An 8,806-nucleotide genomic window follows, 5' to 3' on the forward strand; every position below is an offset into this window, starting at 1 on the left:
CCGTCAGTCTGGATCTCTACGGTGTATGGCGCCGATAATCAGACCAAACAACCCGAATTGGATCAGTAGGTAGGCCGTTTCCATCCAGATGAACGCCGACACTTCCGGGACCTTCTGATTGGCGACGAAGGCGAGCACGTGAGAAGTCCAGAAGAACGCGCCTGCAATGAAAGCGAACTTGATCCCCCGCCGAAATGAGGATCCCTCGGCTTTCAGCATCTGAAACAGGATAGAGAGCAGAACGCCCTGGAGCACGATGGTGAGCAAGCCGAGCAGAAAGTCAGGCTCTCCCTCGAAGTAGCCGAACGATTCATAACGCTCTTTGAAAAGGAGCATATGCCAGCCCACGGCAAGGGAGAATGTGCAGATCGTATAACCGGCGGTTCCCAGGATCAGTTTCCTGGTGTTTATCATTGCGCTCCCGTGTTCGAATACAATGGGGGTTTCATAATCTTCTATTTCAACTCCACTTCGATCGTGCCCAGCGTCGTGTAGCTCATCACGGCCTTGCTGCCGGCGCCCATGCGGGGCGGCGGGAAGACCGTTCCGGTGATCACCACGTCTCCCGCCCGAAGATACTCGTCGCTGTACGTGGTCAACTCGTTGGCCAGCCAGGTCAGCGCCTCAAGCGGGTCCACGCCCATGTTCATGGTGGCCGGCGCGGAGGCCTTTTCCTCGCCGTCGATCTCCACCGTCGCGGTTTCATTCGTGAAATCCATCTCGGCGAGGGGCACGCGCGTCTCGCCCAGGATGATGCCCACGTGAAAGACATTGCCGGTGACATCGTGATCACGAGTGGACGGCACCTCCTCCGAACCGCTCGTCCACGAGGAAAGCAGCTCGATCACGCCGCCCACCGCGGTGACGGCATTGCCGACCTGCTCCCGGGTCAACTCGGGACCGGGGAGGTCCTCGCCAATCCAGAAGACGAACTCGCCTTCGACGACTGCCGTGTCGGCTACGAAAGACGCCGCTTCCACGGGCGTACCGGGCTCGAACACGTTCGACGCCATGATATGGCCGTAAATCGGATCTAAAGTCGCCGGATCCTCGGGCATGCGGGAGAACCCGATCTTCCAGCCGACGCGCTCTTCGGTCTTCAGCTTCTCGGCCAGGATGTCCGCCTGGATATCGTAGGCGGTCTGGCGGTCCAGTTCGGGAAAGTTGACTGCCATGGCTTCGGTATTGATCTTCTTTCCTTCGGCTTCCAGCAGGTGGGCGGCGATGGCGGCCCGGTCCGAGTCGGGCGTCAGGGTCGTGGTGAGGACGTCGGCGTCGGCAGTGGTTTCGGACTCGGCCGGCGGCGCAGCCGTTTCCTCTTCCGTGGCCGTGCAGGCCGACAACAGGGTCACCAATGCGCCACTTACAAGTATTGCCATCAGATTACGATACATGATTACTCCTATGAAAGTAGGTACATACGGCAGGATTACTGGAGAAGTCCCATGATTGAAAACGCCAGGACGAGGAGGAATGCAGCCGTCAACACCCAGGTCAACCACCGTTTCTCAGGCTGGCTTACCCAGTAGAACACGATAAAGGAAAATGAAAGCGCCTGGGCGATAGTCTCGATGCTGCCGCCGCCGAACTGGGCGCTTAACGGAATCGTCGTATAGATCAGACCTTCAATGGAACCTGGTGCCGGACCAAACGTACTCAACATGCCAATTACCACCAGAACCACCCACATGGTCAACCAGCCGTATGCCCGGCCGAAAAACTCGCGGCGCAACAGGTAGAATACGACCCCAAACAGTATCCCGCGTATCGGTTGAAAAAGCGGCCCGGCCATTAACAACGGATCGTCCATACGCCGCATGTAGACGTTGAAGACCGGTTCGTCCCAGAGCGCCCTGTAGTCGAAAAACGCGTACGCCAGCGCACCCGCGACAAAGTACGTCACCGTGTGGACGATAGCGGTTTTCGTGACGATACCGGTCAGCGTCAGTTGAGCGGCTTGAACCATTCCTCGCTCCGGAAACCACGGGGCGTTATGATCCGGAAACCGCTCCGAATATCACGGCGGCAGTATGCTCCGGAAATCCATGACGGCGGTGACTTCGCAAACCGTGACGGCGATATCTGGAGTTTATACATAACATGCCCTCTGTCAAGTCTTTACCCTTGATCTGGAGCCGATCTGAAAGTACTATTTTACGCATACATTCTCGACAAACGCACAAAAGGCGCGACCCGCCATTTCAACCCCCAAGGAGCGATCCATGTCCCCCGACGACCACCTCGTTTCGCTGCTTCAGGAACTCGTTTACGCCCGGGGGCCGTCAGGCCAGGAAGACGAGGTACGGGCGGTATGCGAACGGGAACTGCGGTCCCTGTGCGACGAGACCCGGGTCGACGCCGCCGGAAACGTCATCGGCCTGCTGAAGGGCGCTTCGCCGGACGCCCCGGTGATCCGCGTGATGGCCCACCTGGACGAACTGGCCCTGGTCGTCAAGCGCGTCAACGAGGACGGCACGCTCCGGGTCAATCCCCTCGGGGGCATCTATCCCGCCAACTACGGGCAGGGCCCCGTGGAGATCCTTGCGGACGACCGCATCGTTCCGGGCGTCCTCTCCGTCGGTCCGCAGCACACGACGGCCGATTCCGCGCGGATCTGGGAGACCAAGGTCAAGGGCGGCAACGTGGCCATGGACTGGAATCACGTGTATGTCTTCACGCGGCGGACGGCTGCGCAGCTCCGGGAGGCGGGGGTTCACGCCGGCACCCGCGTCGTCATCGCCCGTTCGCGGCGTGCTTTCTGGGAAATCGAAGACTGCATGGGCGGGTATTTCATGGACAACCGGGCGGCCATCGCCATCGCCATCGGTGCCGCCGAAAGCATGAAGGACCACGACATCCGGCCCGCGGGCGATGTCTACCTCGTGATGACCACCTGCGAGGAGATCGGCGGCCACGGCGCCGCGTACGCCGCGCGGACCCTGCCCGGCGACGTATCGCTGGCCGTGGATTCCGGCCCGGCCTGCGAGGAATACGGTGTGGCGCTTACGGACGAACCCATCGTGGTCTACGGTGACGGGCGGGGACTCTACGACAAGGCCGTCGCAGACCGCCTTCTGGCGTGCGGGCGAGCGTTGGACATGGACCCTCAGTGCGCGTACTGGCAGAGCTACGCCTCGGACGCCACCATGGCGAAGTCCGTGGGACAGACGCCCCAGGCTGGTCTGCTGTGCATCCCCACGGAGAACACCCACGGTTTCGAGATCATACCCCGAAACAGTTTGATCCGGTGCGCCGCCCTGCTGGCGGCCTACCTTGAAAAACCCGAGTAACTGAAAGGAGCGGAGGACCTTCATGCCCCTGAAAGTCACCAACGTGGAACGCTTCACCGTCAGCGTTCCGTTCACGCAGGGACAGCGGCCCATGGCGGAGCGGACGGTATACAACTGGTCCGTCTTCGAACTGTGCAAGGTTACCACCGACGCCGGCGTCGTGGGCTGGGGCGAAACCATCGTCCATTACATACATTCTCGGGTGACCGACCAGAGCGTGCAGCGCGTCATGGGTAAGAGCCCGGCGGACTTCATGCAGGACGATACGATCGGCGCCGGGTTGCAGATGGCCCTGTACGACGTGGTGGGCAAGGCGCTCGAGGTACCCTGCCACAAGTTGCTGGGCAACAAGGCGCGGGACTGGGTGCCCATATCCTGGTGGTCCAACGAGGGGCCGCCGGACGACTGGGTCCGGCAGGTACGGGACGCCGTGGACAACGGGTACACGACCATCAAGCTCAAACAGCGGCCATGGCACGACATCAACGAACAGATGTCGGCGATCGACGCCAATGTACCGCGCCACTTCCGGGTGGACCTCGACGCCAACGGTTCCATGCACAACGCGGCGGCGGCCATGCCCGTCATGCGCGGCCTGGAGCGGTTCGACATCGTGGCCATGTTCGAGACGCCCATACCGCAGACCGACATCCTGGGGAACCGCCAGTTGCGGCAGGTCATCGGCCGCCCCATCGCCATGCATTTCGGATCGCCGCCCTACACCACCACGATTCGCGAGGCGGTCTGCGACGGTTTCGTCGTCAGCGGCGGTGCCACGCGGGTGATGTACCAGGGCATCCTCAGCGCGGAAGCCAACATGCCCTTCTGGCTTCAGATGGTCGGGAACGGACTCACCACGACCTGGGCCGCCCATCTCGGCGCCGTGCTCACCCACGCCACCTGGCCCGCCATCACCTGTATCAACCTGTACCGGCACCACCTGCTCAAGAGTCCCATCGAGGTCGTCGGTGGTTTCCATCGTGTGCCCGACGGCCCGGGTCTCGGCGTGGAAGTGGACGAGGAAGCCATGAACGGCTTCCTCGTGCCCGACGACGTGATGCGGCCCTTTCGCGACCGGGACGAACCCTACGATTTCCCCAGGCCGCGCTTCATCCGCACGGCGGTGTTTCCCGATGGGCATCGCGTTCATTTCGGAAACATCCGCCATGGCTGGGAACTGGAGGCCTATACGCCCGGCATCCGTACCGAGTACTGGCGGGAGGACGGCACCGCGGAGTTCGATGACCTGTGGCGCCGCACCCGGGAATCACCGGTAACCGAGGGCAGTGTGGCCGGCTAGTCACGGCCGGAACGTCATGCCGGAAACCCGGCGCATCCACGAATTCGTCCGGAAATGCGGCGATAAAGAGAAGGCTTTCGAGCCACGAAAAAACACAACCGGAGCAGAACCATGAGACTGGCAGACAAGACGGCGATCGTAACCGGCGCGGCATCGGGCATAGGGCGCGGCACCGCGGAGATGATGGCGCGGGAAGGCGCCCGGGTCGTCGCCGTGGACGTCAACGAAGTGGGGTTGGAACAGACGGTCGAATCGATCCGCCGGGAAGGTTGGGCGGCCACGGCCTGCGTCGCCGACGTGGGCCGGGACGATGACGCAAAACGCATGATCCAGTGCGCCGTCGACACCTACGGTGGACTCCAGGCCCTGCACAATAACGCCTACTGGCATGCGCCGGGTCCCCTGTGCGACCTGGCGGAAGCCGACTGGGACCGGACGCTGGACGTGTGCCTGAAAGCGATCTACCTGGGGTGCAGGCACGCCATTCCTGTCATGAAGGATTCGGGTGGCGGCGCGATCGTCAACACGGCGTCCGTACACAGCCTCGTCGGATTCCGGGACTACGCCGCCTACGACGCGGCCAAGGGCGGCGTCATCGGAATCACCCGTTCCGTCGCGGTGGACTACGGACCGGAAATCCGAAGCAATGCGGTGCTGCCCGGCGCCATACTGACGAATGCCTGGGATGGTCTCGACGAGTCGCTACGCAAATGAAGCGGTTGGGACTGCCGGAAGACATCGCCTCCGCGGTGGTGTTCCTCGCGTCCGAAGAGGCATCCTTCATTACAGGCGCCAGCCTCGTGGTCGACGGCGGTCTGACTATCGTTGGGGATGCTTAGCCTCAGGAGTGCCGCGGGAGAGGACGCGTGGAGCTATGGGTGCCACGGCACGATTTTATACACGTGTCAGGCGCCCCAGTTTCGACTGTAAGGTAGTATGAGCAAGCGGAGGCCAATCCTCCGGACCGGAAGGGTCCGGAACGGACGCCGGTGCTCTGCTGGTTAAAACCGCAAGCCGCGTGATCCGGCCAGAATGCGATCCGGCGATAGCGTGATCCGGCCACAGCGCGATCCGGCCACAGCGCGATCCGGTCATAACCCGTCAAAAGTCATGAGTGTTTCCGAAACATCGAAACAAAAGGTCCAGGATCCGGAACCCATAATCCATGCATCGTCGGGAAGTATAAACCGCGTATGGCTGCTGGCCTATCCGATCATCCTGGCCAACATGTCCGAGACCCTGCTCGGGGTGGTCGACACCTACATGGTCGGCCAGCTCGGGGTGGCCGAAATCGGTGCCGTCGGTCTCGGGTCCATGCTCGCCTGGCTATTCTATCTGCCCGTGCTGGGCCTGGCGATGGGATTGAACACCTTCGTGGCCCAGAGCTACGGCGCAGGCAACAGGAAGGACTGCGGGTACATGACCTGGCAGGGGCTTTACCTGGCCCTGGCCAGCGGCGGGTTGATCCTGCTCGTCATACCTTTCGTTCCGATCCTCTTCGACCTGGCGGGACCCTCGACCGAAGTGCGCCGCCTGGGTATCACCTACCTGCAGTGGCGCCTGATCGACGGGCCGGCCTTCATGATCGCCATGACCGCCGCCAGTTTCTTCCGCGGGATCGGGGACACGAAGACGCCGATGAAGATCGGCATCACCATAAACATCATCAACGTCATCCTGAACTATGGGTTGATCTACGGAAACTTCGGCCTTCCCCGGCTGGAAGCGCAGGGCTCGGCCATCGGTTCCGCGCTGGCCGGTATCCTGGGCGGCGGTATCTACCTGGTACTGTTTCTTTCGAAACGTCTGCGCCCTTACGCCAATCGCACAGTCGTGAAGCCCAGGTGGCTCGACTTCGTGCGCCTCTTCAGGGTCGGCGCGCCGATCGGTCTGCAGCGATTCCTCGACATCGGCAGCTTCGTCATCTTCGCGGCCATCATAGGCCGGCTCGGCAACGCCCAGCTTGCCGCCAACCAGATCGCCATCCAGTTGATGTCCATCTCCTACATGATCGGCCTGGGCATCGGTATGGCCGCTTCCACCCTGGTGGGCCAGTACATAGGTGCGAAACGGATCGATCTGGCGGAACGCAGCGCCTACAGCGCGCTCAAGCTGGCGATGGGCATCATGGTTTTTGTCGGACTGGTATTCCTGTTGTTTCCCGAGCCGCTCGTGGCACTGTTCAACGACGATCCCGCCGTAATCCGGTTCGGCAGGCAGGGGTTGCTGTACGCCGCGCTTTTCCAGGCCTTCGACGCCCTGGCGGTCATCTTCATCGGCGCCCTGCGCGGGGCCGGCGACACCCGTTGGTCCGCCGTGGCCGCCTTCATCGGCGCGTGGATCATCTTTTTACCGCTGACTTACTTGCTCGCCTTCACGCTGGGCCTGGATTTCTGGGGCGCGTGGCTGAGCGCGACCATCTACATCTGCCTCCTCGGCATCGCCTGCGTCTACCGGTTCCGCCAGGGGGCCTGGAAGAAGATGATCATTTAGCAGCGCGTCTCTCAACAAGCGCGCGTTTTTCAACAAGGGAATGGAGTATTCAGTGTCTAATAAGAAGAGATGTCTGATGATCGGCGCCGGCGGTATGGCAGGCGCCTGGATCCGTCGTTTCTATCCCCGGTTCCATGACCGCCACGAGATCGTGGCCCTGGTGGACATTAACGCGGAGATACTTCATGACGTGGGAGACTTTCTCGGTCTGCCGCGCGGCCGCAGGTATACGGACATGGAGACCGCTTTCGGGGAGGTGGACGCGCACTACTGCACGATCGTCATTCCTCCCGCCGCGCACCGGGACGCCGTAATGCTCGCGGTGGAGAGAAAGCTGGACATCCTGAGTGAAAAACCGATTGCCGACACGTGGCCCGCGTGCGTAGATATATACAGGGCGGTCACGAAGGCCGGCCTGAAGATGCACGTGATACAGAACTACCGTTATTCCAGCCGCATGCTGACCGTGCGGCAGGTTTTGCGGGACGGTGAACTGGGAAGAATAAACTACATACAGGGCCGTTTCGCCGCGGACTACCGGGAGTACGGCGCCTGGGGCGCCTTCCGCCATGAAATACCGCACACCCTGCTCGTGGAAGGCGCCGTGCATCACTTTGACATGATGCGGAATCTGTCGGGCGGAGACTGCAGGACGATCGCCGGGTGGGAATGGAACCGGCCCTGGAGCAGTTTCCAGGGAGATTGCTGCGCCATGTACGTGATGGATATGACCAACGGGGTGAAGGCGGCCTACGAGGGCTCGTGCCTGGGCGCCGCCGAACAGAACAGCTGGCACGGGGAGTACTACCGGGCCGAATGTGAAGAAGGGGCCGTCGCCATAGGCAGCGACGGGGTCACGCGCACGTACAGGCACGCGCCCGGTAAGGGCATGCGCATCGACGACGTAAGCCCGGTCGTTCCCGAATATGACGGACATCAGTGGCAGATCAACGAGTTTCTGGAATGGCTCGATGGGGCGGACGCGCCCGATACCTGCCTGGAACATAACATCCGGAGCGTGGCCATGGTCTTCGCCGCGATCGAGGCATCGAAGACGGGAAAGTCGGTCGACGTGGAGAAAATGGTTGAACCGGTCGTAAACGCCGCTTGAGGGAAGGGGTACGTTCAACACCGCCTATGCAGAATCACAAAACTTCTTTCATCGACGCCTTTTTAAGACTGGAATCGGCGAGCGGCATCCTGCTGATGCTCGCGACCGCCCTGGCCATGGTGTTCGCGAACTCCTTCCTGGAACCGTTCTACCATCGCTTGCTGGAAACAACGATTCAGATTCACATCGGCGCGCTGGATATCAACAAGCCGCTGCTGCTCTGGATCAACGACGGCCTGATGACTATCTTCTTCTTCCTCGTGGGCCTGGAACTGAAGCGCGAATTCCTCGAGGGAGAGCTTTCGAACCGGCGTAATATCATCCTGCCCGGCGTGGGCGCCGTCGGCGGCATGGTGATCCCCGCGTTCATCTATTTCCTCTTCAACAGCGGCAATCCCGACGCGTTGCGGGGCTGGGCCGTTCCGGTGGCGACGGACATCGCCTTCACCCTGGGCGTGATGGCCCTGCTGGGCTCCCGGGTGCCCATTTCGATCAAGGTCTTCCTCACCTCCCTGGCCATACTGGACGACATCGGGGCCATCGTGATCATCGCGGTGTTCTACACGGCGGAAATATCGATGACGGCCCTGCTGGTGGCCGCGGGCTGCGTAC

The 8,806-nt window shown here is 61.7% G+C and carries 10 protein-coding genes; 7 read left to right on the plus strand and 3 right to left on the minus strand.

What is annotated here, in order from left to right; all coding sequences use genetic code 11:
* Nucleotides 1-3: 3 nt before the first annotated feature.
* Genes OXG98_19375 through OXG98_19385 form a run of 3 tightly spaced genes read right to left on the minus strand, consistent with a single transcriptional unit; the run spans nucleotide 4 to nucleotide 1,966 of the window.
* Entirely contained in the window at nucleotides 4-414 is a 411-nt protein-coding gene (locus OXG98_19375) for a hypothetical protein (GenBank protein ID MCY3774171.1), read from the minus strand.
* A 41-nt stretch (nucleotides 415-455) separates the two neighbouring features.
* Nucleotides 456-1,394 carry a fumarylacetoacetate hydrolase family protein gene (locus OXG98_19380; GenBank protein ID MCY3774172.1) on the minus strand — a complete coding sequence of 313 codons (939 nt, stop codon included), beginning with the start codon at nucleotides 1,392-1,394 and terminating at the stop codon, nucleotides 456-458.
* Between the two features lie 35 nt (nucleotides 1,395-1,429).
* Nucleotides 1,430-1,966: a hypothetical protein gene (locus OXG98_19385; GenBank protein ID MCY3774173.1), complete on the minus strand. Its 537-nt coding sequence runs from the start codon at nucleotides 1,964-1,966 to the stop codon at nucleotides 1,430-1,432.
* A gap of 256 nt (nucleotides 1,967-2,222) precedes the next feature.
* On the opposite strand from OXG98_19385, the gene OXG98_19390 reads away from it, so the two are divergent.
* From OXG98_19390 to OXG98_19420, 7 genes are all read left to right on the plus strand, one after another.
* Nucleotides 2,223-3,290 (plus strand): M20/M25/M40 family metallo-hydrolase, encoded by a 1,068-nt coding sequence (locus OXG98_19390; protein MCY3774174.1) that lies wholly within the window; start codon nucleotides 2,223-2,225, stop codon nucleotides 3,288-3,290.
* A 22-nt stretch (nucleotides 3,291-3,312) separates the two neighbouring features.
* Nucleotides 3,313-4,590: an enolase gene (locus OXG98_19395; protein MCY3774175.1), complete on the plus strand. Its 1,278-nt coding sequence runs from the start codon at nucleotides 3,313-3,315 to the stop codon at nucleotides 4,588-4,590.
* Nucleotides 4,591-4,701: 111 nt separating this feature from the next.
* Complete coding sequence (locus tag OXG98_19400; protein MCY3774176.1) at nucleotides 4,702-5,304, plus strand: SDR family NAD(P)-dependent oxidoreductase; 603 nt, start codon at nucleotides 4,702-4,704, stop codon at nucleotides 5,302-5,304.
* Nucleotides 5,301-5,429 carry an SDR family oxidoreductase gene (locus OXG98_19405; GenBank protein MCY3774177.1) on the plus strand — a complete coding sequence of 43 codons (129 nt, stop codon included), beginning with the start codon at nucleotides 5,301-5,303 and terminating at the stop codon, nucleotides 5,427-5,429. The genes OXG98_19400 and OXG98_19405 overlap by 4 nt, the downstream gene beginning before the upstream one ends.
* A 271-nt stretch (nucleotides 5,430-5,700) precedes the next feature.
* Nucleotides 5,701-7,083, plus strand: a complete 1,383-nt coding sequence (locus OXG98_19410) for an MATE family efflux transporter (protein ID MCY3774178.1) — start codon at nucleotides 5,701-5,703, stop codon at nucleotides 7,081-7,083.
* A 52-nt stretch (nucleotides 7,084-7,135) separates the two neighbouring features.
* Entirely contained in the window at nucleotides 7,136-8,194 is a 1,059-nt protein-coding gene (locus OXG98_19415; protein ID MCY3774179.1) for a Gfo/Idh/MocA family oxidoreductase, read from the plus strand.
* 26 nt (nucleotides 8,195-8,220) lie between these two features.
* Nucleotides 8,221-8,806: Na+/H+ antiporter NhaA (locus tag OXG98_19420; protein ID MCY3774180.1), on the plus strand; the 586-nt coding region annotated here is incomplete at its 3' end.

The organism is Gemmatimonadota bacterium (genome assembly GCA_026706345.1).
Lineage (GTDB): Bacteria > JAAXHH01 > JAAXHH01 > JAAXHH01 > JAAXHH01 > JAAXHH01.

What these genes read in the sequence shown, in the direction of transcription:
- OXG98_19375 (MCY3774171.1), bottom strand. Translation starts at nt 414, where the DNA reads ATGATAAACACCAGGAAACTGATCCTGGGAACCGCCGGTTATACGATC.
- OXG98_19410 (MCY3774178.1), top strand. Translation starts at nt 5,701, where the DNA reads ATGAGTGTTTCCGAAACATCGAAACAAAAGGTCCAGGATCCGGAACCC.
- OXG98_19390 (MCY3774174.1), top strand. Translation starts at nt 2,223, where the DNA reads ATGTCCCCCGACGACCACCTCGTTTCGCTGCTTCAGGAACTCGTTTAC.
- OXG98_19385 (MCY3774173.1), bottom strand. Translation starts at nt 1,966, where the DNA reads ATGGTTCAAGCCGCTCAACTGACGCTGACCGGTATCGTCACGAAAACC.
- OXG98_19380 (MCY3774172.1), bottom strand. Translation starts at nt 1,394, where the DNA reads ATGTATCGTAATCTGATGGCAATACTTGTAAGTGGCGCATTGGTGACC.
- OXG98_19405 (MCY3774177.1), top strand. Translation starts at nt 5,301, where the DNA reads ATGAAGCGGTTGGGACTGCCGGAAGACATCGCCTCCGCGGTGGTGTTC.
- OXG98_19400 (MCY3774176.1), top strand. Translation starts at nt 4,702, where the DNA reads ATGAGACTGGCAGACAAGACGGCGATCGTAACCGGCGCGGCATCGGGC.
- OXG98_19395 (MCY3774175.1), top strand. Translation starts at nt 3,313, where the DNA reads ATGCCCCTGAAAGTCACCAACGTGGAACGCTTCACCGTCAGCGTTCCG.